Origin of the sequence: Pseudomonas chlororaphis (genome assembly GCF_001921865.1) — a bacterium.
Taxonomy (GTDB): domain Bacteria; phylum Pseudomonadota; class Gammaproteobacteria; order Pseudomonadales; family Pseudomonadaceae; genus Aquipseudomonas; species Aquipseudomonas chlororaphis_D.
In genome coordinates this window covers 199,044-222,291 of sequence record NZ_MSCT01000002.1, presented here as the reverse complement: position 1 = coordinate 222,291, position 23,248 = coordinate 199,044, and the positions used below count along the sequence as shown (strand labels likewise).

Here is a 23,248-nt window from a genome sequence, read left to right as displayed (position 1 = left end):
GGCTCAATACTTGATGCACATGAGGAAGGAAATGTTCATTGGGCGGGACTCATTGCCGCCGGAGGCATGCACAGTGATGGCATGGGCGTGGTCGCCCGCCGCTTGAATGCGGTTACCGGCCACATTGCTTACGCCGGCATAGTGCATAGCGGCGCCGATGCCTTGGCGATCCTCTGTAGTCGGTGTGTTGACGTAGTTGAACGCGTGGGAGTGGGAACCCGCTGTGCCACAGCTGGCGTCATGGGTGTGGCTCGCGTTTTGGCCTGGCTGAAATACGCCCAGGCCATGCCCGGGATCGAGGCCCCGGCCATCATCCCAACCCCGGACAAACAGCCCGCGAAGGTCGGGGATGTTGAACGTGCTGGAGCCGTCGCCAGCGCCGTAAAAGGTGCCGAGCACCGCGAACAGCCGCGGATAAGCCGTGCGGGATATTGCGGCGCCGTTCGCTGGCAGAAACCCTGCGGGCGCTGCGCTCATGGTAAAGGTGATGATTGTCCCGGCCGGGACAATGGCCTGCGGGTTGAGGTTGCCGGTGTGGTAGACCTCACGCGTCGGCGTCCATCCAGCTGGTGAGTTGCCCGCGTCGTTTTTAACCGACCTGATAAGCAGACTCGGTTCTGCTAAACCTTGTCGCATGCCGATCTGGCCGGCGTACGCGCTGCTGCCGTAGGGGATGTTGAGGAGGGACACGTATTCAGCAAAAGACGTCGAGCCGGTGCCGAAGTGGTGGAAGCCACCAGGCAGGCCGATAGTGTCGATGGCCGACGTGGGGGCGGAATTAGACCCCAGGCCATATTCCCCCTTCTGGATCGCGTCAGTGATGCCATACCCCCCTAACGTCGTGGCTTTGTCAGCCTTCGATGCGGGGGTGAAATTATGGGCGGTCCAGATTGGAAGCCCCGACCACTGCAGTACGCCGGCGGCGTCCATCGCCAGGTCGCCAGCAGTGATATCTCCCCAGTGAAAGAGGATACGCGGGGCGTAATCGAAATGGGTCTTGGTGCTGACGACCAGTTGCGCCTCGCGAATCACCATCGCGCCCTGGTTGTAATGCCGACCAGGTTCAGGGGCGTAGAGTTGCGGACGTTTGTTGGTCAGCCCGGTCGGGATGGCGTTGGTGATGCCGTAACCGTCCAGCGTCGAGGGCTTTCCGGTGGTGATTTTGCTCCAGTCCAGATTCGGGATATCAGCGGCAACGAGCGCCCCGCCAGCGGTCACCAGGCCTTTGGCGTTGATCGTGACTTTTGTGTACGTCCCTGCGGGCGCGCCGCTGTCTGCCAGGGTCAGGTTCAGGGTGACATCCTGGCTACCGTCGAAGCTGACATTCCCGGTACCGGCCCCGCTGATCGCAATCTTGCGGGCGGTGGCCAACTGCTTGGCCTTGCCCGCCGGTGTGGTGCCATCCACCAGGGCGGCGACATTGACCTGAACACCATGGACCGCTTTCGTCGTGGCCAGAATCGAGCTGCTGTTGCTCGATGCGTCGTCACTGATGGCGTTGGGAATGTTCCCCAGGTCCACGTCTTCCTTGGTGGTGGCCTGGGCGCGCAGCTCTGGATAGGTGCCGACGCGGGCGGCCAGGTGCTGCAGCAGCGGCCCCTTGATCGGCTCCATCGCCCGGCGATCGGTGATGGCGGCACTGGTCAGGTCGCCCAGGACAACGCAGTAATGCGAGACACCGGCGCTGTCCACGTAGTCGGCCTTGTTGGCCGCGAACACCACCTGCCAGCTCGCCACCACGTCGTTGGACTGGCGCTGTAGGGCAACATCGAGCCAGGCGGTGGTCGGTAGGCTCGTTGGGGTGATGTTCAGCGCCGCCGGCAGCAGTACCCGCACGCCCTCGATGTACGCCTGGCCAGGCTTGAGCCGATAGGCCTGCCCGACTTTCTCCAACTGCAGGCCGCTATCGAAGAAGCAGGCGCGGCCGTACACGTCCCGATTGCTCAGGCGCTCGCGCTCGTCTATGCCCTTGAGGCGAACAGTAAAGTCATGCTGCCAGGTGCTGGCATCGATGGTGATGCCGGTCAGCTGCTGGGCGCCGGTGAACTCGACCAGGATATTGCGCGTCACGTTGTTGCCCAGCTGCAGTGGCGGAATATTGCGCCGCTTCTGCTGCAGGGGCACGTAGGCCACGGCGAACAGCACGCCTTCAGCGCTTTCCAGGCCGAGCCAGTTCCAGTCGAAGTCGCCGATATCGCTGCCGAGCATCGAGCTGTAGACAACCTGGTTCGGGTTCACAAACCCGGAATTCCCGGCGGGGATCGTGTAGATGTGCACGATCTGGTTGGCCGGCGGCTTGGGCGCGGCCCGATCGATCGGCGATTGTGGATTCAGTCCTGGGACGTTGGCGTAGATGAAGCGCGCCACGTTCAAGACTTGTTGGGTGCCCTGTTTCTGAGCAATCAGGCTTTCGCCGGCAAGGGTAATACTGGCCACGCAGGCCTCCTACAAGCTGGCGACCAGCGTCTGCTGGTCGTCGTTGAAGTCCGCCGCGACGATGCGCAGCGTTACAGGGGTGATGGTCACGAAGTCATAGCGGCGGCAGGTGCGGCCGTATTGCTGAATCAATACCCGCAGCAGCTCGGGGTTTTCCGACAGCTGCGAGTCGGAGAGGCGCAGCAGCACCACGTCCCAATCCCGACCGTCCAGGCGTTCCTCGATCTCGACGTAGCCGACGCCGAGGCGGTGCAGGATGCGTTTCAGCCCTGCAGTGCTGCCGGCGTCCACGGCGTTGATGAAAGCGAACTTCACGCGCAGGCGGTAAAGGCTCTCGGGTTCGTCCTTGAAGCGGTTGATATCCCGTTGCCAGGCCAGCAGGTCGAGCACGGTCAAATGGCACGTCTCGGCGTCCATCTGCAGCAGTGGCCACTGCAGCCAGCCCTCGACCTTTTCCCACCAGGTCTGTGCGGCGGTCTTGAGCTTGGCCAGCTCGGGCCCGTCCAACCAAAACGGCAGTTTCAAGCGGATCATGCGGCGACCACCTGCAGGCTCTGGATACGTGGGATGGTCAGCTCTGAAACGATGTCGTCATTGTCGAAGTGCAGCGACTCGATGCTGGGGAACGTCTGGTGCAGTTCCTCGCCCAGGCGACTGAACGAAAAGCGCGACTGCGGGTAGGTCAGCGTCGGCTGGTAGTCGCTGGCGGTGCTCTCGCGGAATGCGGCGCGGATGAACAGGGCGATTTCTTCCTGCAGGCTCTCGCGCTTCTCCGCGGTCAGGTTGGGCCGTGGCCAGAAGGTCACACGCAGCGCGTGCAGCGTCTCCGGCATCACCATGACCAGCATGTCGTCGCCATGGCCATGGTTGCCGCCATCGCGCACGTGGGCGTTGATCTGCTCGAGGAACGTCGCGGCCGGCACGTCGGCATCGAACAGCACGTAGGCATTGGCACTGCCGGGGCCCCGGGGGGCGCCGTGCAGGAAGTACACGCCATCCGGCCGTACGCCAGGGAATGCCGAGATCATCGCCCGGTATACGGCGTCGGTGTGCCATTGGTTGACGGCCGAGAACTGGTTGCGGGTACGCAAGCGCAGTTGGTCGTCGGGCTCCGGATCCGCACCTGGTGCAGTCATCCAGCCGTCAGCGTTCACCACCTGGGCAATGCCGGGCACCGGCTCCGGCAGGATGGCGTAGTACCCGGGCGCCAGATTGTAGCCGCTGCCGACCTCTTGCGCTTGCACCGGCACGGAGAGTTGCAGCAAGCCGTCGTCAAACACCGCGTCTGCGGTGGTCACCAGCTGATAGATATGGCCGTTGATTGCGGCGGACTGCACCACCACACCGGCGGGCATCTCCAGGGCGCCGCCGGTGGTTTCGCGGGTGAACAGCAAGACGCCTTGGGTCTTGGTCGCGCCCTTGCGCTCGACGTTGACCGCCCAGGCCAGCATCTCCAGCCAGGCACCGCCGGCAGTCTTTACGAAAAAGTTGGGCAGTACGGTGTCGCTGATGAGATTAATCAGCCACATGACCGGCTTGGTCACCAGGGCGGTGACCACGCGCCAGAACGGCGAGTAGGCACCGGTGTTGCTCACCTTGCTGCCCTGGGCAGCTACCTCGGCCTCCCAGGTCTTGCGCAGGCCGTCCTCGGTGGTCGGAATGCCGGCATCGATCAGCGCCTGGCGAAAATCTACGTCACTCACAAAAACACCTCGACAGCGCCAAATTTCAGGGTCTTGGCGGTCACCAGGTACTGGCCCGGTTTGTCCTGGGTAATCCTGGCCGTCCCTGGCACCAGGCGTTCGTCAGCCTCCACCAGCAGCTCCAACTGCAGGATGCAGTCGGCTTGCCGGTTGCGGCTGCGCTCGGCGACCAGGGTCACCAGCAAACCGCTTTCGCGGATCATGTGGGCAATGTCCTGGGCGATGCTGGCCCGGTCCTCGATCAGCCGCGGCTGACGGGACGGGTCCAGCACCAGGTCGTTGCCCTCGATCAGCAGGTCTATGTACTCGCTCATCAGCCCACCGCCATGTCGATCATGTTTTCCAGCTCCAGCGGGGTCAGCGGTTTGCTGGTGTGGATCTCCACTTTTTCCACCTTGATTCCTCGGTTCTGGTTCTGGGTGTTGGTCTGAATGCTGTTCAACAATCCGCCCTGGGGCACAGCTGCAGGGCGCAACGGCGACAGGTTCGGGGCGGCCTGGGTCAGGCGTTCGCGGTTGCGCTCGACCTGGTCCACCGGCCCGGCCACCTCGACCTTCACCGGCGTTTGCGGCAGTGCGGCCAGGGTCTTGAGCGTGGCGCCGATCGGCTCAGGTTGTGCTGGCATCGAGGCCGGCACCTGGGCCAACGGCTGTACCACCGGCGGAACCAGCTTCAGCGCCGGCGCCGTTGGGGCAGCGGCGGTGCGCTCCACTGCCGGCGGCAACATCGCGTTGGCCATCGGTGTGACCAGGGGCACCGACGGCTGCACCTGCAGCAAGGATTTCGCCACAGGCTGCAGCGCCTCCTGGTTCATCGGCATGACGCCAACCGGGACGGCCTGGCCGGGGATCTCCGGCACGTCGGGCGGCTGCGGCAGGTCGCCAAACTGGGTTTCGATGTTCACGCCGGGGATCTTGTTCAGCATCTCGATCAGGCCATTAATGGCCTTCTGAAAGACCGAGACGATGCCGTCCCACGCAGCCCGGGCAAGGCCCGTCCAGCCGCCCATCGAGCTGAACCAGTCGCCCAGCGCCTGCACCTGGCCAGCGACCCACTGAAACGCCGCGGTCTTCATCAGCGCCGTGGTCAACTCGTCCCAATACGCCACGATCGCAATCACGGCCGCGACCAGGGCGACGATGGCGACAATCACCAGGCCGATCGGGTTGGCCAGCAGGGCCGCGTTCACCAGCCAGATAGCGCCCTGCCACAGCAGCATGGCCACGCGAACCAGACCCATGACGGTGTACATGAGAACCAGGCCCGTGACGAACGCAGTCACCATCACGGCGTGATAGAGGAACATCGCGATGCTGCGCCAGCCGGCCCAGGTGAACAGGTTCCAGGCGATGGTCGCGGCCATCCAAACCATCTTGCTGATGCCCACAACCAGGGTAAGCGCACTCATGGCGGCGACGATGCCCAGGACGGAAAGCACGGTGATACCGATCACGCGGGTGATGTTCGGGAACAACCGCGTCCAATACACCAGGGTTTTACCGATGCCGACCAGGCGATCCATCAGCGGCTGTAGGATCGGGATCAGGGCTTGCCCGAAGGCGATGCGCAGCGCTTGCACCGCGGCGCCGAACTGCTGCCACGGATCCACCATGGCCTTGGCCATCTTCTCGGCCTGCTCCAGGCCCCGGACCTTGCCCAATTGCTCAATGCCGTTCTTGAGCCGGCCGGTGTCCTGAGCGAGCGCGCCGATTACCTGGGCGCCTTCACCGCCGAAGGCTTCCATGAGCTTGGCGTTAGCCGCGGCGCCGCGCAGATCTCCGAACTTGCCCTGCAGCTTGGCCAGAATGTCCAGCATCGGCATGACTTTGCCATTGGTGTCGGTGAACTTCATCCCCAGCTTTTCGGATGCGTTCTCGATGTTCTCGAAGAACGCTTTGTAGCGGCCGCCGGCATCGCCGCCTTCCATGGTGCTGGACAGGCTACCGATCACAGCCATTTGTTCGGAAAGGTCGATGCCGGCGGCGGTAGCGATCGCGCCGGCCTCCTTGAAACCGTCTTTCATCTGCGCGCCACTGGTGCGGAACAGCCGCACGGCTAGGGCGGTTTGCCCGCCCAGCTTCTCGACCCATTGGCTTTTGCCCATGGCATCGGCCTGCTGTTTCTGCAGGTTGTACAGCGTGCCGACGTACTCGCTCATCACCTCCTTATCGGACTTGGTGGCCTTGGCCAGCACGCTGCTGGTGTTGGTAAAGGTGGCCAACTGCGAGCCGGCCAGACCCTTGATCGCGCCTTCGATCTTGTAGGCCGAGGCGACGAACTCCTGGGCGTTCTCGCCATAGGCGACCGAGAATTCCAGCGACTTGCTGTTGAGCGCGTCCAGCGCATCCTCGGCCACGCCGAGCGAACGGACTTCGCCCAGGGCGCGGTTCATCTCCAGCGCAGGCTCCAGCGACTCGCTGATGCCTTTGGCCGAACCAATCAAGCCGCCCAGGCCTAGCCCCATCTGCTTAATGTTGTTCTCGCCCTGTTCGGCCAGGTCGTTGAAGCCCTTGGTCACCTTGGCCAGCGGTGAACTGATCTTGTCAGTCAGGCTCAAGATGAAGTCCAAGCGGCTGGATGCTTTCGCGCTCATGGGGATCAGTTACCGTTGAATGCTCGTGATATGCCGTTGGCTATGGCGATCTCCATTCGCCGCCAGTGCTCGTCCTCCAGCCATTTGGCTGTGCCCAGGTTGTCAGGCGTGGGCGGTGCACCAGGTAGCCAGCGATCGGCCAGGGCCAGAAGTTGGCCCAGGCCGTCTTCGGTCAGTCGTTCGGCGTGGCCGAGCGCTTTTTTACGGTGACCTCAACAGTCGGGGCGTACTCCTCGACCAGGGCGCCGGCGATCTGCAGGACGGTCATCGGGTTGCCCAACAGCGGCTTGAGCTTGTCCTTCTGGGCAGCCACTACGGTGTTCATCAGCAGGTTGTTGCCTGGTGCTACCTTGTTGGCCGGGGTCAGGCTGTTGATGTACTTGGTCATTACGGCCGGATCCACGACAAAGTCGAAGTCGTCGTTGCCTACGGTCAGGGTGATTTCGGTGCGGTCGGTCATGGGTATTGCTCCTAATGGATGGAATGGAAGGTGTGAATCAGCGCCCGCAGGCACGGCGGGCATAGTCCTGCAGGACACGGACGTGGGCCTGCAGGCCGAGGATCATTTGCCGGCCGAGGGCGAGCTGGTCGCGGAGGGTGAAATAATCCGATCGAGCGTTTGCTGCGAGTTCGGCGGTTCCTGCATCAGCCAGGCCGCGGGCTCCGGAATCAGTAGTTGGGCTGGCTGGACAGGTGGCGTTGACGAACAGCCGCTGACTGCCAGCGTCAACAGCGCGCTGCAGCAGCTGGTTTTGATTGCGTTCATGGGTCAGCTCCTGGGTTCGTTGGCGATCGATGGCGTCACGCGCTGCGAGCAGTTCGCCGCTGACGCGAGCCGCCTCGCGCAGGCCGTCTCGCTCGTTTCGGGCTTGGTCACGTTCGAGGCGGGCGGTGTCGCGTTGCTCCTCGAGGAGGTCAAACCCGAACCAGGCCGCCAGGACGAGCAGTAGCGGAAACACCACTTCCCGAAGCATTACAGGCCCTCCTTGCACAGCCGCATCTCGTCCAGACGCCGGGCGTGCAAGCCAGGAACCAGCCGCTTGCGGCCCTGGGCATCAGTCACGAAAGCCCACACCGGCGTTTTTCCATCGGGTGCCCAGGCGATCGCCTTGCAGCCCTCGGCGATCTGCCCGGCGTTGATAAGACCCACAGCACGGCTCGCGCAGGTGCTAGGCACGCCGAAGTTATGCGCGTGGCTGCTCAGGGCATCGAAGGTGTTCTGGCTGATCCGTGGGTTGTCCAGGCAGTCCGCCAGGTCCAACTGGTCTTTTTCGACCACCATTTGCTCCACCTCGGCGCAGCGCTCAGGCGACCAGTAGTCGCTGACGATCACCGGATAAGGGCTGGTGTACTTGGTGATGCCCTTGCAGACGGTAGGCAGGCCCCGGGCCAGCTTGTCGGGATAGACGACGTTCTGGCCTTCGCCTTCCCACTTGCCCAGGAACGCCATCAGCGTGCTACTGCCCAGGACCAGGCCGATGGACCCGGCCAGGATCTTCTGACGCAGGCTCATCGCTTTCCCTTCCAGTCGCTCAGCATCTGGCGGTACTTGGGGGCCAGCAGAACGATCTGCAGCACCATGTACAGCGCAGTCAGCATGTAGGCGACCGCCGACCAATCGACGGCGCCTGTAGCGCCGGTGGCGGCCACGCCTATGGCTGGTGCGGCCTTGGCTACGGCGATTGCGGTGTCCTGGGCAGCTTGGTTTGCACTCATCGCTGTCCCCCTTTCTCGAAAGTGGATTGGCAGGGGACGCAGCGAGTCATTCCGCCCAAGGCGCGGCGCGCTGGGGGGATCTCGCAATCGCAGTCCTCGCAGTGGGTCAGGCTGGGGCCCGTCGAGCGTGCCCGGGCGAGCTGGACGGCGATCGCCTGGTCACGCTGTCGCTGTTCCAGGGCCTGGGCGCGGTCGAACGGGCAAACCATCAGCTCAGGCCCTCGATCTCGGTCGCATCCAGGTACGGCACGCCGTTGATGTGGATAAAGTCCGGACTTCCAACTTCAAACGGCACCTTGTGCTTGGACTTCTCCCCACCTTTGGAGTCGATGTTCAGCAGGCTGGAGATTTTCAGCTTGCAACCGAAGGCCTCTACGCGGACTTCGTCAGTCGGGGTCTTGGCAAAAAACAGCACGTCGAACAGATCCAGCTTGCGGAAGCTGCCGGCGCGGCCGGCGGCCTCGATCAGCAAATTGAAGTTGGTGGTATCCAGCTCCATCTCGCCACTGGCCGCCACGTCGCCGGCGACAAAGCCGTCAGGCACGCCCCGGGTCAGGGCCACGGCGCTGTTGTCCGTGATATCGAGAGTTGCGGTTTCAACGTGGACTTTCAGGTCGCCCAGGTTGATGTCGAAATTCATGCCGCCAATCTTGGCCATGGGGTTACTCCTGGTCGTCCTGGGAAAGGTCGAGTGCGATGTTCGCGGTAAGGTCTTTCGGGCAGTTCAGCGGCCGGATCTTGAGGAAGGCCTCAACCTTGGTTCGGCTCTTCCAGACCAGCACTAGGTCGCCGTCCTTGGGGGCCTCGATCTCGCCCGGGAAGACTTCGCCGGCGAACTTGGCGGCCTTCGACATGCGGCGCAGCGGTGCCATCAGGGCATTGGTGTTGACGGCCATGCTGTTGGGGCTGTTGTTCAGCCGGCGGTCACCGATACGGCGGATTAGCAGCGGGCGAATCTGGCGGGCGGCCTTGTCGGCCAGGCGCAGGTGCTCCAGCACCTGGAAGTCGCTACCGGCGGTGTCCAGCAGGTTGGCGTCGCCCCAGTAAACGCCTTCATAGTCCGGGTAGGTCTGCGAGACAGAGAAACGGGCCTTGTCCAACTCGGCACGAATGGCCGAGGGCAGCGGTACGCCGTCCTTGTCCTGGGGCACCGGCCCGAGGCCCAACAGCGGCCCGCTGGCCACGCGCATAGGGGTGTCAGCAATGCTCCAGGCGGCATTGGCCAGGCGCCCGGCCAGGACGCCCAGGTCGTTGCCGTGCAACTGGTTCACCAGCACGACTCGAGGGGCGGCGATGCCGGCAGGGATCGCTTTCTGCTCCACCAGGTACTCGTCCCAGGTCTGAACAGGATGCAGACCAGCGGAGGCGGCAACGACGAATGCGCGGCGTCCGTACTTGTTGTTCAGTGCCTCGGCGGCAGCGTGCATCGCCTCCAGCTCGGCGCCGGCGGTCACCGGCTTGGTGATGAAGATGCCTTCGACCGAAAAGCCTTGTTCCTGGGCGGTTTTCAGTGCGGCAGCCCATTCACCCTCGGGGCCGATCGGCGCGGCCAGGCACGCCCAGCGGTTGCCGCCATTGGCCCGGGCTGCAGTGATTTGGGTTTTCAGGTCGCTGGCTGGCAGGCCCAGCTCGCCATCCAGGTCGCTGTCGGTGTTCAGGGCCAGCAGCTTGCCGACGTTCTTAGCCGCGGGGCCGATGAAAAGGAAATAGCGCTCGATCTCCGTCACTTCGCCTTGGCCAAGATTGAGATTGTTTACGCTGACTTGTCCGAGTGCCATGTGGTGCCTCGTTAGCGGGGTGAGTTGAGGATTTGTTGCAGTACCTGGTTCACCAGCAGGCTGGTGTCTCGGTCGGTGCTGACCCCGAGAAACTGGCGTTTGGGCAGGGTGATTTCCCAGCTCTGCGCGCCGGCGGACTCGGCCTGTTGCTCGCCCAGGATGCGAATCAGCAAGCCGGCCTGGGCGTAGTTGACGTGCTCTTGAATCCACGCCACGGATGGCCTGGTGAGGCGCTTTTTCCCCGCCTGGCGGGTGCGAAAGCCCAACCGGCGCAGGCGTTTTGCCTGCTTTTCGGTGGAAGCCAGGCCGGGCGGCGTCTTGTTCCAGCGGCGCATCTGCGCGGCCGTGCGGCGCTCGCTGGCCCCGTTGTATTGCTGGGCAGCCACCCAGCTGGTCAGCCCGTTACGCCAGCCCAAGACGGCTTGATCGGGTGACACGCTGGTGACCTGCAGCAGCTTGCCCAGTCCGGCTTCCATCTTTTTCTTGCCCTTGCCGGTGCTTTTGCGAGGGGCAAAGGGCGAGCCGTCGAGGTTCCTCTGCTCGCGGATACGCTTGCGGCTCATGGTGCGCACGCGCTTGGACACGTTGTTGAGCAGCCGTCGGCGCAGTTGCGGCGGCAGACTGAGCAACGCCAGTTGCTCGCGAACGCCGAGCAGGCCCCGGGCGTCGAGGCCGATCGCGCTACGCGTCACGGCTGACCACCTCGCCTTCCTCGGCAATCCACAGGTCGAACGGGATCAGCGACCAGGTCTTGCCGAACGCCTCGATCTCGCCGTCCGGATCCTCGGCCAGGTATTGGGGCTCGACGAACTCCAGGACCAGGTCCACGTCGAACAGGTCGTTATCCAGGTCCAGCGGCTCGATGCTGAAAGCCGGGGCCGGCAGGCCGTGCTGGTCGCGGTCGGGGTCGTGGGTTTCCAGCCAGCTGCCTACTAGGGCCATCAGGCGCGGCGGCGAGCCGTTGAAGCGCTCCAGGCTGAACACGGCGCGATAGCGCATGTTGCTCATGTGCAGGCCGCGCTCGCTTTCACGCCATACCAGGTCAAGGTCCACCTGTTCGCTCCAACTGTCGAACTGGTCGGGCATCAGCTGCAGGCGGTCTTTCAGGAAGGCGCTCAGGTTCTTTAACTGGATCACAGCAGGGCCGCCGTGATGCGACTGCGGCCCTGTAGGGCGCGGACGGCCTGCTGGCTGAACTCCAGGAACTGCTCGGCGCGCTCAGGGGCTTCCTTGCCGGTGTTTTCCGCAACCTCGCGGCGGGTGACTGTGGCGAAGTCAGTCAGGACGGTGCCCTTTGCCCTGCAGTACACCGCGCGCTTGTACAGGTTCACCTGGTGCGAACGCTCGGGCAGTAAGAGCGGGTCAGCGGTGGCCACGTTGGTGACGCCCAGGGATTGCCAGTTGGCCATCAGGCGCTGCAGGTCGCCGTTCACGGCGTACATGGCCATGTTCAGGTGAGTGACCAGCAATTCAGTCAGAAGCTCGCCGGGCAGGCGGTAAGCCTTCTGGAACTCTGCCAGCGAGAGGTCCGGCCAGAAGCCGTTATTCTCGATGGTCTGGTCCACCACGGTGTTGGTTCTGCCTGAAAAACTCATGCTGGCCACTCGAAAAGGGCGGGGAGACTGTTTCTCGCAGGTCGGGCCATAAATGGTCGGCATACGTCCACAGTTCCCCGCTGGGGGGGTAGTCGGTTATTCGGAGGCCTGGGTGGCCTGTTGTTTTTTCAGCGCCTTGCGGCAGCGTTCAAGGCGGGTATCCACGCCAACCTTGGAATACAGCTCAGTGGCACGCTCAAAGTGCTGGATAGCGGTTTCCCACTGCTCGGCCTCCTGGGCGCGGATGCCAATCAACTTGTGGTACTTGGCCGGGATCTGCTCGGGCAGCTCCTTCCATTCGCCATCGACGCGGGGTAACAGGTCGGACAGGTACGGTTCCGGGCTGCGCTGGGCGTTGTACTCGGCCAGGGCCCACTCGATCACGGCGTCAGCAACAAACGTCGGGATATCGCGCTTGAAGCGCTCCGGCATTTCCTGACCCTGCGCCATGGCGAAGTCCGCCAGTTCCAGGCCGTCCACGAACTGCTCGGTGTCGAACAGCCAGACCATTACCTGCACCAGGACGCGGTTCGGCATCACCAGGCCCGACTCGATGTAGCGCTGGATAAAGTCCTGGTACTTGGGCAGCAGCTCGTCGCGCTTGAGTGCCTGTTTGCTGGCCAGGTTCTTGAGCGCGCTCAGGTGCTCCAGGTCCTGGTCCAGGGCGGCTTCCTGCAGCAGCAAATGCTTACGGGCATTTGCCGGGCTGCTCAGGGCTTCCGCCGGCGAGTACGCCGCCGGTGCTGCAGCAGCAGCGGCTACTGCAGCGGTGCCCAGGGCCAAGGTGCGGCGCTTGTGCGCCAAGGCCAGGCTCATGCCACCAGCTCCACGTTCTCGGTCAGCGCGATCTTTTCCAGCTGCTCGATCACGTAGCCTTCGTTGCGGCTGTTGTAGTCCTCGACGCGGGAGCGTTTCGGGTTCTCGATCGTCTGCTTACGCCAGCTGGTGTCCTGGTAGTAAATCGAAAGGTTGTCCCAACTGGTAACCAGCACCGCGTTGACCGGGAAGTTCGGCACGCTGAACGCCGGCAGACCGCCGTAGGTGGCAATGACCTGGGCGTTTTCGATGCGCTCCTTTTCGGTCGGTGTATCGCCTTGCTTCGTGTACAGCTTGGCCTTGTCAGAGGCGAGCAAGTCGGTGCCGATGATCGCGACCAGGTCGCCGTCTTCGCGCAGGATCTCGTCCACCATCTGCTTGGTGTCGTGTACCAGGGCATCGAGGTTGGCGTAGTCGCCGCCGGCGCCCAACTTGACCTTGCCGGAATCCTTCACGCCTTCCTTGAGCACCTGCTGCGGGGCCTGCTCGCGGAGTTGCTGCAGCCAACCTTTGTTCACGTCCTGCAGCTTGGGATTCGCTGCAAGGTCGGTCTGCACAGCCACTTGCTTGCCGTGGAAGCCGATAACGATCCGATCCTGCGCAATGCGCTTTTGCACGGCAGCGGAATAGCGCTCTTTGAAGTCTGGAAACTTCGCCCAGGCGTCAATTTTGGCGTACGGCAGGCCCACGTCCGACTGAGTATCAGCCAGCTCGTAGGTGGTGTTGTCCAACGCCGACGCGTCCTTTGCTTCGCGATCGGTGGTCTTGGTGTTGGTACGGCCAGTAACCGGGCCGTTCACGCCAATGAAGACCTTCTCACCCTTGATCTCGCTGACAGGGACGACGTTGATACGCTCCAGGAAGTCGGCCTTGGCGGTAATCGCGTCGTTCAGTTCCTGGGCGATAGTCGGCTCCACACTGAACATGCGGGTCGAGTTGTCGATGCCATATGCTTCGGCGATTGCTTCCTGCAGCTCGGCGTACTGTTTGGCGCCCCGGGCGCTTAGTGGCTGGGCCATGTCAGAGCACCCGCTTTTTGGTGGTGGTTACAGGGCCGGCGTTGCGTGGCAGTTGGCGGCCGGTGGCGGTGTTCTGCAGCACGGAGAATTGCTTCTGCAGGCTCGACAACGCAGACAGCACTGCAGCGTTGGAACCGCCCTTGCGACGGAACTCGCGCTCTTCTTCGGCCGTGGTGACGATCTCGTCTACGGCGGCGCTCACGTCATCGATCGGGGCCTGGTCGGGTTCTGGTGCATCTTCGGCGGCGGGCTCGATCACGGCCTGAATGCCGGCAGCGACGACCAGCAGCTGGGCCAGCAGGGCTTTTAAAGCCGTTGCGGTAGCTTCATCCATTGGGGGTTTGCTCTCTGGGGTGGTGGGGGTGTCGGTGGCGGGGGCTTCTACGAGGCCGAAGCGCTTGAACAAGCTGGTGAACATGGCGGCGAGCCGGCCGATTTCGCCCTGGGGCTGGTCATCACGGAACGAGCCGATGGCTACCGATGCGGCGTAAAAGGAGGTCTTGTTGGAGCGCTTCGAGAAGTACAGTTCCTGGGTGCCGACGCTGGCGGGTTCGTCGGTGACGCCCAGGCCGGTCAAGTACGCTTTGCCCGTGCCCCGGAAGTTCGGGGTGATTTCGATGCTGGTGAACAGCTTCTGGCCGCGGTCATTCAGGTACAGCAACTGGTCGTTGGGTTTCAGTTGGGCTTCCAGGGCCACTTCGCCAGGCTGCAGGTCGGCGCCTTCCTCGACCAGACGCACGGCGTAGACCGTGCCATGAGAGCCAGGCCAGCGTTCGTGGTCGCACCAGATAACTGCGGTGTAAAAACCAGGTTTGTAGGTCTCGGCAATATCGCGCAGGTCCTGGGCCAGAATCTCGCGACCATCGGCGGTCATGCCGCTGGTGGCGACACGTTTCCAGAACGAAACAAGGGAACGGGGCATAGGGGGTAACTGCGCTCAATCGGTTGAATGAGCCGCCACGATAGGGAGCCGTTCGGGTCCAAACAAACGGTTCCATTGCGCGTTCCTCCTAGATTCTAGATATAGGTGGATCGCGGAATTTAACCCCGCGTTTCCTACGTTTTCGCCGCATAGACTGCGGCCCATGTACTACTCGACCGAAGTTAAAGAAGCCGCCAAACGCCTGTTTCTGCGCCGCTGTAAGGCCAAGGAAATTCAGGCGCAGCTCAACCTGCCGAACATCCGGATCGTCTACTACTGGATCCGGCAAGGCGGCTGGGAAGACATGCTGTCGGATGAAGAGCCGCTGACCGCCGTAGGGCGGCGAATCACCCTGCTCCTGGACAAAACCACGGTACTGACCAAGGACGAGCTCAACGAGCTGGACCGGCTGACCACCGTTCGCGAACGGCTGTTGAAGCAAGCAGCCAAGCCGACACCGGCGGCGATCGGCGAATCCGCGGCCGAGCCCCAGGAACGCCGCCAAGGCTCGCGTAGCGAACGTTCCGGCCGGGGCGATGGCGGCGGCAAGAAGCGTGAGAAGAAGGCCAAGAACGACATATCCCGCCTGACCGAAGTGGATTTCTTAGAGAAATTTACCTCGACCATGTTCGGCTACCAGCAGGAGCTGCTGGCCGCGAAACAGAACCCGCTGACGGCACGGATCCGCAACATCTTAAAAAGTCGTCAGGTTGGGCTGACCTACTACTTCGCAGCCGAAGCTTTCATGGATGCGGTGTTGACGGGGGACAACCAGCTTTTTCTGTCAGCGAGCCGGGCACAATCGGAAGTGTTCCGCAGCTACATCATCAGCTTCGCCAGCAAATGGTTCGACATCGAGCTGACCGGCAACCCTATCGTCTTGAGTAAAGACGGCAAGCCCTGGGCAGAACTGCGCTTTCTGTCCACCAACGCCTCCACGGCGCAGAGCTACCACGGGCACCTGTACGTTGACGAATATTTCTGGATCCCCCGTTTCGACAAGATCCAGGGCGTGGCCAGCGGTATGGCTGCACATGAAAAGTGGCGGCAAACCTACTTCTCCACGCCGAGCGCTGTTACTCATGAGGCCTACCCCTTCTGGACTGGTGAGGAGTTCCGCAACAGCAAGCGCGGCAAGAAAGCTGGCGGCACCTGGCCCAGCGAGGCGGAGACTCACAAGGGCGCCCTGTGCCCTGATGGGCAGTGGCGCAAGATCATCACGGTCCTGGACGCCCAGGCCGGCGGCTGCAATCTGTTCAATATTGAGCGGCTACGTCTGGAGAACGACGAGGACCGTTTTGATCAGCTGTTCATGTGTAAATTCATCGACAGCACACAGAGCGCGTTCGGGCTGAAAGACCTGGAGCGCTGCTACTCCGACCTGACGTTGTGGGAGGACTACAAACCCGAGCTGGATCGACCTTTCGGCAACAGCCCCGTGTGGATCGGCTACGACCCAAGCCGCACCCGCGACGATGCCACCTGTGTGGTCATCGCACCGCCGCTCGAACCTGGGGCCAAGTTCCGGATCCTGGAGAAGCACAGTTGGCGGGGGCAGTCGTTCAAGTACCAGGCCGAGCAGGTCAAGACGCTCACAGAGCGTTTCAACGTCCAGCACATTGGTATCGACACCACCGGTATTGGCTATGGCGTGTTCGACCTGGTGCGCGACTTCTACCCGCGTGCGACCTCGATCCATTACAGCCTGGAAACCAAGAACACCTTGGTGCTCAAAGCCCAGGACACCATCCAGGGCAGCCGCATCGAGTGGGACGCCGGCTGGACCGACATCGCCCAGGCCTTCCTCACGATCAAGCGCGGCACGACCGGCAGCGGCCAAGTCACCTACAGCGCATCGCGTACCGACGCCACAGGCCACGCCGATATCGCCTGGGCAATCATGCATGCCCTGGCCCACGAACCCTTGAACACGAACAAGCGGCGCCGTAGCCGCTACCTCACGAGCGGAACCAATGCCCAAGCCACGACACAGAAAGCGCCAGGCCACCCAACAGGTGCGACAGCAACAGCCCATGCGGGCGTTTACGTTCGGGGAGCCGGAACAGGTGTTGTCCGGCAACATCGGCGAATATCTCGGGGTGTTTCCCAGCGACGACGGCGAGATCTACAAGCCGCCGGTGTCGCGGCCGGGCCTGGCCAAACTGCTGCGCGCCAACGCGCACCACGGAGCGATACCGAAGTTCAAGCGCAACCTGCTGTTGCGTGAGTTCATCCCCTCGGCCGGCTGCAGCACGCAGACCATGGGCCGGGCCAGCCTGGACTACATGGTGTTTGGCGAAGCCTACTTCTATCGCGTGCCCAATGCCTTCGGCCAGGTCCTGGAGCTGCAGCACACGCCGGCGATCAACATGCGGGTAAAGGTGGACGGTGGTTTCAGGATGCTGCTGCCCGACAACAAGTACCAGGACTTCGACCAGGACGAGATCGAGCACGTCCTGGACTACGACGTGGAACAGAACATCTACGGCGTGCCCGACTACCTGGGCGGTATGCAGGCGCTACTGCTCAACGAAGCCGCGACCCTCTTTCGCCGGCGCTACTACAGCAACGGCGCGCACGCTGGGTACATCTTCTACACCAACGACCCGGACCTGACCGAGGAAGACGAAGAGAACCTGCGCGCACAGATCAGCGCAAGCAAGGGCGTGGGCAACTTCCGCTCGATGTTCGTCAACATCCCCAACGGCAAAGAGAACGCCATTCAGATCATCCCTGTGGGGGATTTCCAGGCCAAGGACGAGTTGGAAAAGGTGAAGAACATCACCCGAAACGACGTGATTGCAGCATGGCGGATGAACCCGGCCCTGGCCGGCATCATCCCGGAGAACAGCGGCGGCTTCGGCGACATTGAAAAGATCGATCGGGTCTACACCAGCAACGAGATCCGGCCGATCTGTCAGCTGTTCGACCAGCTCAACGAGACATTGCGAGCGGACAGGCGAATCGCCTGGAGAGAAGTACCAACGACAGCAGAAGTAACCGAATAGCGCGCCCACAAAAGAGAAAATAACTGCATCTTTCTATATAATTATGGCAATTTACTGCGCCACTTGGAGAGATACATGCGAGTGACTTGTAAATGCGGGCACAAAGGCCGAATCGCATCCCGTGAGGTGCTATCGACAGACTTCGCGAAGCTTTATTGCCAATGCCTGGACGCCAAGTGCGGGCACACCTGGGTAGCCAATCTAACGTTTTCACACACGCTCAGCCCGTCAGCTCAGACCTTCGACAGGATGCTATTCGATCGTTTGATGGATATGCCCAGGGCACAGCAGCGTGAGTTGTTCGAAAAGCTCGGCTCGCAGGCCGTGGCGTAATACGCAAACCGCCGACTCGGAATTGTCGGCGATCGGTTACATGAAGGGATATCAGCTCCCGACAGATCCTTCTGGATTGATCGCTAACACTTCTGACAAGCGTCGTAGTTGAAGTTGCTCCTGCTCATTCAACAAGCGGTATAGCCGGATAAGACGACGTTCAGTTTCAGTCAGACCAAGCCATTCAAATTCCAGGATTCCAACGCAGACGCGTTCGTTGTTCGTACGATCCAACATGCTTACTACTCCATAAAGTGCATTGCTGAGTCGACGTTATCGGGGCGGAAACTGCCTTTAGAACGAGGGAGCGACGAATGTCGTACATGCTTTGCTACAAGTTAAGTCCGATGCCGGACAGCGTCGTCAGCCATTGCTTTCAAAAAACGGCGGATCGCTTCTTGGTCACCTGGCGTGATGCTTCTGTACTGCATGACGAGCAGGTTCTCAACCTGGTTCAACGAATCGACGGCCAGAGTAGTTCGTACGCCGGTGAGTATGTAGGGCACGTCAAAACCGAACTCGCGCGCGCATCTGCTCAGGTAAGAAGCCGTAGCGTCACTAGTTCCGGATTCCCAGTTCGCCTGTGTCCGTTTGGCGATACCGAGAGCTTCAGCAATCTGAAGTTGCGTCAGACCACATCGTTTCCGCTCCTCTTGCAGCCGAGAGCCGATTTCTTCAGAAAGGTGCACTTTTTTTCATCCTTACTATTTACAAGTGCACCTAAGTGCATCATTGTGCATCTCACACCACATGAAATTGCACGGATCTGCACTATGCCCAACTCAACCATCACCGAGCAAGCCCGCCAGAAAGCGCGTGAAGCGCTAGAAAAGCGGGGTCAATCAGCTAAAGATTTTGCTGTACAGCATGAATTGAACCCAAGCACCGTTTATGCCGTGCTGAGTGGCCAAAGCCATTGTCGTCGCGGGGAGGCACATCGCGCCGCCGTACTTCTTGGCATTAAAGACGGCGTAATAGAACAGTAATGGCACCGAGCCACAGGGAAAAGCAGAACATGAAAAGTTCAGTTCTAAAGACTCGGCGCCAGGTTGTTAGCGCAATTATCTGCGCCTACCCAGGTGGACGCGAATGTGCTGCTCCACGCCTCGGTTTGTCGCTAAAAAAATTCGACAATCATGCCTACGAAAACAACAACAGCCGCCCACTGACCGATGTTCAGATCCATCAGCTTGAGCTCGAGGCCGGAACAACCTTTTTGCCCGAGTATATCGCTGCGATGTACGGCGGAATGTTCGTCTCAGTTGTTGAGCCTGAAGCGTTGGACAACGTCGAGATGTACGCCCGCTGTGTAGAGGCAGCAGCCAAGAAGGGTACTGTCGACCAGATCATTGCAAAGGCGCTGGAAGATGGAACCATCAATGACGTTGAGGCGGAAGCGATCCTTCAAGCGGACACCTTGCATCTGGCCGCAAGGCACGCCGAAGTACTCGCCCTCATTCAACTGCACGCTTCGAAGTCGGAGAAAGCCAAATGACTGCCCTGCCTGCCGTGCAGGAATACCAGGACATGCTGCAGAGTGCCGCGCTGTCGTTTCTTGAGCGTCACCAGTCCGAACACCTGAGCGACGATCAGCGACTGTTCAGCCGGGCCGTACAACACCTGGTTGCCGACTACGACGTGCTGACGCAGGTCGCTGAAAAGATCGTCCATCTGGCCAACAGCGCCATGGTCGCCGTTCGTGATCGACAGCGCCTGAACATCCAGAGCAGCACGTCGACGCACACCGTAATAGTTGACCCTGTCACCGGCAGCCAATGGGCCGTGCCTGTCAGCCTCATCTATGAGCGAATCATCAACGCACCGGACATCGGGCGTTTTCGCTTAACCCACTCGTAACACCCACCCCAAACAAACGCCTGCCCCACATCCCGTGGGTTTGGGTGAGCTGCGCCCGAAATCGAGGTTTCAAGATGGGAAACACCGTAATTCTGACCACCCAGCTGCCACCTGCAGAAGCCGAAGCGCTTCTGGCTGCCATGCGTGAGCAGTACCGCTTGAGCCTCAACGACTACTGGTATGCGGATGAATTCCGGTATGTCCCGCAAGAAAAACGGCACAGCTCGATTCTCGAAAGAACCCCGGTAATGGCCGCTCAGAAACGCCTGATGGCAGCCCTATCCCTCAGCCTCAAAGCAGTGAAGTAACCATGAGAGACGACCTGCGTCACGACGTCCTACAACGCATCGAATCGGAGTTCGGCCTAAAACACCGTAAACCTACGAACTACATGCGTGGTGGCACCTGCCCCAAGTGCAACAAAAAAGAGCTGTACACCCGTTTCGATAGCCCATGGCAACTAATTTGTGGTCGTCAGGAAAAGTGCGGCCATACGCTGCATGTAAAGGAGATCTACGACGACCTGTTTGAGGACTGGAGCAAGCGTGCTCCCGCAACCGATAGCGCCCCCACAGCAACCGCTCGGGCATACCTCGAGTTTGCCCGGGGCTTCGACCTATCGCTGATCGCCGGCTGGTTTACCCAAGAAACGTTTTATTCCAGCCATGACCAGGCTGGCAGCGCGACCGTGCGTTTTGCCCTGGAGAAGGGCGGTTATTGGGAACGCCTGATCGATCGGCCAGCCCGTTTCGGGAAGATGAAAGCCCGCTTCAAACCAGGTGAAACCTATCGCGGCGTGTGGTGGTGCCCGCCGTGCGTCGACCTGCTCGAGGTCAAAGAGATCTGGATTGTTGAGGGGATCTTTGACGCGATCGCACTGGTACACAACGGCCTGTCAGCCGTGTCGGCAATGTCCTCGAACGCCTTCCCTGAGGAGTCGCTGAAAGCGCTGCTGCGCGACCGCACCGACAAGTTGCCGAAGCTCGTATGGGCGTTGGACAACGAACCAGGTGCGCATGCCTACACCCGCCGCTGGGTCCGCCAGGCGCGTGAAATGGGCTTCGTCTGCGAGGCAGCACAGATCCCGCAGCGCGACGGCCGCAAGGTCGACTGGAACGACCTACATCAACGCTGGGCCTTCATCGAGGGCGATGAAAAACGAGCTGCTCAGATCGCAACAGAGATCAAAAATATCCGCCACCAGGGCGCGCTGCTGATCGCTGAAAGCGCTGCCGAGAAAGCGCTACTGATGTACGACTGGAACAAGCGCGGCGAATTCCACCTGGGCTTCGGCAGCCGCCTCTATTGGTTCAAGTTGGACATGGAGAAGTACAACCGCGCCGTCCAAGACCTCGAGGACAGTGACCAGCATGACGACCAGCTGCTGAACCAAGCGCAGATGCGCGAAAAAGCGCTGCAGCAGTCCGGCAGCGTGGTGGAGATCGCCAACTGCTACCCGCAAGCCCTGTACTTCCAGCGGAACGAAGTCACCGACGAGTCCTGGTACTACCTGCGCGTGGACTTCCCCCATGACGCCGGCAGCGTCAAGAACACCTTCACCAGCGGCCAGCTCGCCGCCGCCAGCGAATTCAAAAAGCGACTGCTCGGAATGGCCGCTGGCGCCATGTACACCGGCAGCGGCCAGCAACTGGACAAGCTCATGAAAGACCAGCTCTACGGCATCAAAACCGTCTCCACCATCGACTACGTGGGCTACAGCAAGGAATACGAGTGCTACATCTACGGCGACGTGGCCATCAAGGATGGCAACGTTTACCCGGTGAACAGCGAGGACTATTTCGAGTTCGGGAAAATGCGCCTCAAGACCCTGCAGAAGGGCGTGCCGGTGCAAATGCAGCGCGATGCCAAAGGCTATGACGAGGAATGGTTGCGCCTGCTCTGGATCTGCTTTGGTACCCAGGGACTGGCCGCCTTGCTGTTCTTCTTTGGTTCGTTGTTCTGCGAGCAGATCCGTGCCCGCTACCAGTCGTTCCCGTTCCTCGAGGCCACTGGTGAAGCCGGCGCCGGCAAGACCACCTTGCTCAACCTGCTGTGGAAGCTGCTCGGCCGCGAAGGTTACGAAGGGTTCGATCCGATGAAGTCCACCAAGGCCGGCCGGTCGCGCTTGATGGGACAGGTGTCCGGAATGCCAGTTGTGTTCCTCGAGGCAGACCGCCATAGCGAAGATAAGGCGCACGCCAAAACCTTCGAGTGGGACGAGCTGAAAGACTTTTTCGGCGGCGGCACGCTGGCGACCAAGGGCGTCAAGACTGCCGGCAACGAAACCTACGAGCCGCCGTTTCGCGGCACGATCGCAATCAGCCAGAACGCCGCCGTGGTTGCCCACGAAGCGATCATGACGCGCATCGTAAAGCTGCACTTCATTCGCCCGACGGTTACCCCGGAAAGCCGCGCTGCAGCGGACAAGCTCAACGCCCTGGACGGGAAGACGCTAAGCCACTTCCTCCTGCAGGCGGTGCGCAAAGAGGCCGAGGTGATGGATCTGTTCAGCAAACGCTTTCCTGAACACGAAACCAAGCTGCGCCGGCTACACACGCATTGCTTCGCATGTGATACCCAGTTCAAGGGTGACGGTGCCTGCAACAAGTGCGGTAACGGATTGCGGGGCTACATCGGTGTCGAGCGGATCATCAAAAACCACGCTCAGCTGTTCGCCCTTCTGGACGCCATCCGCCTGGTCACCACCTTGACCGAGGTGCAAGTCAGCTCCACGCGCCGGCAGATCGTAGAAATGGCTCTCGAGCGGCAGAGCACTACCAATGCAGACCACAGTGCCGTGGCCGAGTTTTGGCAGGTTTATGACTACCTGGAATCGATCTACGACGAGCCCCTGGTCAACCACAGCAAGAACCCGGATGTCATCGCCATCAACCTCAACGAGTTCGCCGAGCGTGCTGCAGAGCATCGTCAGAAGCTGGCCGACGTCACCACGCTGAAAGACCTGCTTAAGGAATCCCGTAGCCACAAGTATCTCGACTACAAGGCCGTCGACAGCGCCGTGCGGTCCGCGCAAGCGCTCAAGAACCCCATGGTCACCCGTTGCCCCACCGTCAAATGCTGGATTTTCAAGGCCTGATCAGGAGGCAGATCGATGCACATCCAATTGATTGTTGAGCGGGAACGGGACAACGCGATCGAGGAGATCCGCCGGATCAACGCGGTAATGACCCAGCTGGGATACGAGGGCAGAACAGTGTTCGCTGAAGCCTATGGCTCTGACGGCCTGGTCCAGGTACTCGAGGTTCGTGCCAGCGGTGGCCAAAGGGAAATTCTGGTCATGGACTGCTCACGGGAACAGGTCCAGGCAGTCCTGGAGTGGCAGTCCTGCGACGACGAAGGGGAGTTGGACGATCTGGTAATTCACCTGGTGCGCAAGGCCTAAGCCAAGCCAATAGATCTCAGCAGTTTGCATTCAAACTTCTAATAACGATGCCCCGGCCGCAGCGCTAGA

General features: G+C 61.3%; 30 protein-coding genes. 9 read left to right on the top strand and 21 right to left on the bottom strand.

Features of this window, described 5'->3' with window-relative positions; translation table 11 throughout:
• Positions 1–3 precede the first annotated feature (3 nt).
• From BTN82_RS01310 to BTN82_RS01225, 19 genes are all read right to left on the bottom strand, one after another.
• Positions 4–2,436: a phage tail protein gene (locus BTN82_RS01310; RefSeq protein WP_075117382.1), complete on the bottom strand. Its 2,433-nt coding sequence runs from the start codon at positions 2,434–2,436 to the stop codon at positions 4–6.
• 9 nt (positions 2,437–2,445) lie between these two features.
• Positions 2,446–2,970 (bottom strand): phage tail protein, encoded by a 525-nt coding sequence (locus BTN82_RS01305; protein ID WP_075117381.1) that lies wholly within the window; start codon positions 2,968–2,970, stop codon positions 2,446–2,448.
• Entirely contained in the window at positions 2,967–4,139 is a 1,173-nt protein-coding gene (locus BTN82_RS01300) for a baseplate J/gp47 family protein (RefSeq protein ID WP_075117380.1), read from the bottom strand. Before BTN82_RS01300 ends, BTN82_RS01305 begins: the two co-directional genes overlap by 4 nt.
• Positions 4,136–4,453, bottom strand: coding sequence for a DUF2590 family protein (locus BTN82_RS01295; RefSeq protein ID WP_075117379.1), 318 nt, complete (start codon positions 4,451–4,453; stop codon positions 4,136–4,138). The genes BTN82_RS01300 and BTN82_RS01295 overlap by 4 nt, the downstream gene beginning before the upstream one ends.
• Positions 4,453–6,732: a phage tail tape measure protein gene (locus BTN82_RS01290; RefSeq protein WP_075117378.1), complete on the bottom strand. Its 2,280-nt coding sequence runs from the start codon at positions 6,730–6,732 to the stop codon at positions 4,453–4,455. Before BTN82_RS01290 ends, BTN82_RS01295 begins: the two co-directional genes overlap by 1 nt.
• 5 nt (positions 6,733–6,737) lie before the next feature.
• A complete protein-coding gene (locus BTN82_RS31745; protein ID WP_410002777.1) occupies positions 6,738–6,881 on the bottom strand; it encodes a DUF6890 family protein in 144 nt (47 codons plus the stop codon).
• A 23-nt stretch (positions 6,882–6,904) separates the two neighbouring features.
• Positions 6,905–7,192 (bottom strand): putative phage tail assembly chaperone, encoded by a 288-nt coding sequence (locus BTN82_RS01285; protein ID WP_075117377.1) that lies wholly within the window; start codon positions 7,190–7,192, stop codon positions 6,905–6,907.
• 37 nt (positions 7,193–7,229) lie between these two features.
• Complete coding sequence (locus BTN82_RS01280; RefSeq protein WP_075117376.1) at positions 7,230–7,706, bottom strand: lysis system i-spanin subunit Rz; 477 nt, start codon at positions 7,704–7,706, stop codon at positions 7,230–7,232.
• Positions 7,706–8,245 carry a lysozyme gene (locus BTN82_RS01275; RefSeq protein WP_075117375.1) on the bottom strand — a complete coding sequence of 180 codons (540 nt, stop codon included), beginning with the start codon at positions 8,243–8,245 and terminating at the stop codon, positions 7,706–7,708. The genes BTN82_RS01280 and BTN82_RS01275 overlap by 1 nt, the downstream gene beginning before the upstream one ends.
• Positions 8,242–8,448, bottom strand: a complete 207-nt coding sequence (locus BTN82_RS01270) for a hypothetical protein (RefSeq protein ID WP_075117374.1) — start codon at positions 8,446–8,448, stop codon at positions 8,242–8,244. The genes BTN82_RS01275 and BTN82_RS01270 overlap by 4 nt, the downstream gene beginning before the upstream one ends.
• Positions 8,445–8,657 carry a TraR/DksA C4-type zinc finger protein gene (locus BTN82_RS01265; protein ID WP_075117373.1) on the bottom strand — a complete coding sequence of 71 codons (213 nt, stop codon included), beginning with the start codon at positions 8,655–8,657 and terminating at the stop codon, positions 8,445–8,447. Before BTN82_RS01265 ends, BTN82_RS01270 begins: the two co-directional genes overlap by 4 nt.
• A complete protein-coding gene (locus tag BTN82_RS01260) occupies positions 8,657–9,106 on the bottom strand; it encodes a phage protein (RefSeq protein ID WP_075117372.1) in 450 nt (149 codons plus the stop codon). The genes BTN82_RS01265 and BTN82_RS01260 overlap by 1 nt, the downstream gene beginning before the upstream one ends.
• Positions 9,107–9,110: 4 nt before the next feature.
• Positions 9,111–10,226, bottom strand: a complete 1,116-nt coding sequence (locus BTN82_RS01255; protein ID WP_075117371.1) for a DUF2586 domain-containing protein — start codon at positions 10,224–10,226, stop codon at positions 9,111–9,113.
• An 11-nt stretch (positions 10,227–10,237) separates the two neighbouring features.
• Entirely contained in the window at positions 10,238–10,918 is a 681-nt protein-coding gene (locus BTN82_RS01250) for a phage virion morphogenesis protein (RefSeq protein ID WP_075117370.1), read from the bottom strand.
• The gene (locus BTN82_RS01245) at positions 10,908–11,363 is read right to left on the bottom strand and encodes a phage tail protein (protein WP_075117369.1); all 456 of its coding nucleotides are present in this window, start codon (positions 11,361–11,363) and stop codon (positions 10,908–10,910) included. The genes BTN82_RS01250 and BTN82_RS01245 overlap by 11 nt, the downstream gene beginning before the upstream one ends.
• A complete protein-coding gene (locus tag BTN82_RS01240; RefSeq protein WP_075117368.1) occupies positions 11,360–11,821 on the bottom strand; it encodes a head completion/stabilization protein in 462 nt (153 codons plus the stop codon). Before BTN82_RS01240 ends, BTN82_RS01245 begins: the two co-directional genes overlap by 4 nt.
• A gap of 96 nt (positions 11,822–11,917) precedes the next feature.
• Positions 11,918–12,637, bottom strand: a complete 720-nt coding sequence (gpM, locus tag BTN82_RS01235) for a phage terminase small subunit (protein WP_075117367.1) — start codon at positions 12,635–12,637, stop codon at positions 11,918–11,920.
• Positions 12,634–13,656, bottom strand: coding sequence for a phage major capsid protein, P2 family (locus tag BTN82_RS01230; protein WP_075117366.1), 1,023 nt, complete (start codon positions 13,654–13,656; stop codon positions 12,634–12,636). The genes gpM and BTN82_RS01230 overlap by 4 nt, the downstream gene beginning before the upstream one ends.
• Position 13,657: 1 nt before the next feature.
• Complete coding sequence (locus BTN82_RS01225) at positions 13,658–14,578, bottom strand: GPO family capsid scaffolding protein (protein ID WP_075117365.1); 921 nt, start codon at positions 14,576–14,578, stop codon at positions 13,658–13,660.
• A gap of 163 nt (positions 14,579–14,741) precedes the next feature.
• Between BTN82_RS01225 and BTN82_RS31435 the strand changes: the two genes are divergently transcribed.
• The 3 genes from BTN82_RS31435 (at position 14,742) to BTN82_RS01210 (ending at position 17,919) form a co-directional block, all read left to right on the top strand.
• Entirely contained in the window at positions 14,742–16,805 is a 2,064-nt protein-coding gene (locus BTN82_RS31435; protein WP_075117364.1) for a terminase large subunit domain-containing protein, read from the top strand.
• Complete coding sequence (locus BTN82_RS01215; protein WP_075117493.1) at positions 16,717–17,586, top strand: phage portal protein; 870 nt, start codon at positions 16,717–16,719, stop codon at positions 17,584–17,586. The genes BTN82_RS31435 and BTN82_RS01215 overlap by 89 nt, the downstream gene beginning before the upstream one ends.
• Positions 17,587–17,661: 75 nt before the next feature.
• A complete protein-coding gene (locus BTN82_RS01210; protein ID WP_075117363.1) occupies positions 17,662–17,919 on the top strand; it encodes an ogr/Delta-like zinc finger family protein in 258 nt (85 codons plus the stop codon).
• 51 nt (positions 17,920–17,970) lie between these two features.
• On the opposite strand, the gene BTN82_RS01205 is transcribed toward BTN82_RS01210, so the two are convergent.
• The gene (locus BTN82_RS01205; RefSeq protein ID WP_075117362.1) at positions 17,971–18,156 is read right to left on the bottom strand and encodes a hypothetical protein; all 186 of its coding nucleotides are present in this window, start codon (positions 18,154–18,156) and stop codon (positions 17,971–17,973) included.
• A 101-nt stretch (positions 18,157–18,257) separates the two neighbouring features.
• A complete protein-coding gene (locus tag BTN82_RS01200) occupies positions 18,258–18,608 on the bottom strand; it encodes a helix-turn-helix domain-containing protein (protein WP_075117361.1) in 351 nt (116 codons plus the stop codon).
• An 84-nt stretch (positions 18,609–18,692) separates the two neighbouring features.
• On the opposite strand from BTN82_RS01200, the gene BTN82_RS01195 reads away from it, so the two are divergent.
• From BTN82_RS01195 to BTN82_RS01170, 6 genes are all read left to right on the top strand, one after another.
• Entirely contained in the window at positions 18,693–18,905 is a 213-nt protein-coding gene (locus tag BTN82_RS01195) for a DNA-binding protein (protein ID WP_075117360.1), read from the top strand.
• Positions 18,906–18,934: 29 nt separating this feature from the next.
• A complete protein-coding gene (locus BTN82_RS01190; protein WP_315969260.1) occupies positions 18,935–19,414 on the top strand; it encodes a YmfL family putative regulatory protein in 480 nt (159 codons plus the stop codon).
• Positions 19,411–19,776, top strand: a complete 366-nt coding sequence (locus BTN82_RS01185; RefSeq protein ID WP_075117358.1) for a hypothetical protein — start codon at positions 19,411–19,413, stop codon at positions 19,774–19,776. The genes BTN82_RS01190 and BTN82_RS01185 overlap by 4 nt, the downstream gene beginning before the upstream one ends.
• 74 nt (positions 19,777–19,850) lie before the next feature.
• Positions 19,851–20,084 (top strand): hypothetical protein, encoded by a 234-nt coding sequence (locus BTN82_RS01180; protein ID WP_075117357.1) that lies wholly within the window; start codon positions 19,851–19,853, stop codon positions 20,082–20,084.
• 2 nt (positions 20,085–20,086) lie between these two features.
• Complete coding sequence (locus BTN82_RS01175; RefSeq protein ID WP_075117356.1) at positions 20,087–22,873, top strand: toprim domain-containing protein; 2,787 nt, start codon at positions 20,087–20,089, stop codon at positions 22,871–22,873.
• A 15-nt stretch (positions 22,874–22,888) separates the two neighbouring features.
• Positions 22,889–23,179 carry a hypothetical protein gene (locus BTN82_RS01170; RefSeq protein ID WP_075117355.1) on the top strand — a complete coding sequence of 97 codons (291 nt, stop codon included), beginning with the start codon at positions 22,889–22,891 and terminating at the stop codon, positions 23,177–23,179.
• Positions 23,180–23,248 lie beyond the last annotated feature (69 nt).

Excerpts from the sequence above, each read along its gene's own strand:
- BTN82_RS01175 (WP_075117356.1), top strand. The coding sequence starts at position 20,087 with ATGAGAGACGACCTGCGTCACGACGTCCTACAACGCATCGAATCGGAG.
- BTN82_RS01255 (WP_075117371.1), bottom strand. The coding sequence starts at position 10,226 with ATGGCACTCGGACAAGTCAGCGTAAACAATCTCAATCTTGGCCAAGGC.
- BTN82_RS01170 (WP_075117355.1), top strand. The coding sequence starts at position 22,889 with ATGCACATCCAATTGATTGTTGAGCGGGAACGGGACAACGCGATCGAG.
- BTN82_RS01270 (WP_075117374.1), bottom strand. The coding sequence starts at position 8,448 with ATGAGTGCAAACCAAGCTGCCCAGGACACCGCAATCGCCGTAGCCAAG.
- BTN82_RS01295 (WP_075117379.1), bottom strand. The coding sequence starts at position 4,453 with ATGAGCGAGTACATAGACCTGCTGATCGAGGGCAACGACCTGGTGCTG.
- BTN82_RS01185 (WP_075117358.1), top strand. The coding sequence starts at position 19,411 with ATGACTGCCCTGCCTGCCGTGCAGGAATACCAGGACATGCTGCAGAGT.
- BTN82_RS01230 (WP_075117366.1), bottom strand. The coding sequence starts at position 13,656 with ATGGCCCAGCCACTAAGCGCCCGGGGCGCCAAACAGTACGCCGAGCTG.
- BTN82_RS01180 (WP_075117357.1), top strand. The coding sequence starts at position 19,851 with ATGGGAAACACCGTAATTCTGACCACCCAGCTGCCACCTGCAGAAGCC.
- BTN82_RS01205 (WP_075117362.1), bottom strand. The coding sequence starts at position 18,156 with ATGTTGGATCGTACGAACAACGAACGCGTCTGCGTTGGAATCCTGGAA.
- BTN82_RS01210 (WP_075117363.1), top strand. The coding sequence starts at position 17,662 with ATGCGAGTGACTTGTAAATGCGGGCACAAAGGCCGAATCGCATCCCGT.
- BTN82_RS01195 (WP_075117360.1), top strand. The coding sequence starts at position 18,693 with ATGCCCAACTCAACCATCACCGAGCAAGCCCGCCAGAAAGCGCGTGAA.
- BTN82_RS01240 (WP_075117368.1), bottom strand. The coding sequence starts at position 11,821 with ATGAGTTTTTCAGGCAGAACCAACACCGTGGTGGACCAGACCATCGAG.
- BTN82_RS01280 (WP_075117376.1), bottom strand. The coding sequence starts at position 7,706 with ATGCTTCGGGAAGTGGTGTTTCCGCTACTGCTCGTCCTGGCGGCCTGG.
- BTN82_RS31435 (WP_075117364.1), top strand. The coding sequence starts at position 14,742 with ATGTACTACTCGACCGAAGTTAAAGAAGCCGCCAAACGCCTGTTTCTG.
- BTN82_RS01265 (WP_075117373.1), bottom strand. The coding sequence starts at position 8,657 with ATGGTTTGCCCGTTCGACCGCGCCCAGGCCCTGGAACAGCGACAGCGT.
- BTN82_RS01290 (WP_075117378.1), bottom strand. The coding sequence starts at position 6,732 with ATGAGCGCGAAAGCATCCAGCCGCTTGGACTTCATCTTGAGCCTGACT.
- gpM (WP_075117367.1), bottom strand. The coding sequence starts at position 12,637 with ATGAGCCTGGCCTTGGCGCACAAGCGCCGCACCTTGGCCCTGGGCACC.
- BTN82_RS01285 (WP_075117377.1), bottom strand. The coding sequence starts at position 7,192 with ATGACCGACCGCACCGAAATCACCCTGACCGTAGGCAACGACGACTTC.
- BTN82_RS01275 (WP_075117375.1), bottom strand. The coding sequence starts at position 8,245 with ATGAGCCTGCGTCAGAAGATCCTGGCCGGGTCCATCGGCCTGGTCCTG.
- BTN82_RS01190 (WP_315969260.1), top strand. The coding sequence starts at position 18,935 with ATGAAAAGTTCAGTTCTAAAGACTCGGCGCCAGGTTGTTAGCGCAATT.
- BTN82_RS01305 (WP_075117381.1), bottom strand. The coding sequence starts at position 2,970 with ATGATCCGCTTGAAACTGCCGTTTTGGTTGGACGGGCCCGAGCTGGCC.
- BTN82_RS01225 (WP_075117365.1), bottom strand. The coding sequence starts at position 14,578 with ATGCCCCGTTCCCTTGTTTCGTTCTGGAAACGTGTCGCCACCAGCGGC.
- BTN82_RS01260 (WP_075117372.1), bottom strand. The coding sequence starts at position 9,106 with ATGGCCAAGATTGGCGGCATGAATTTCGACATCAACCTGGGCGACCTG.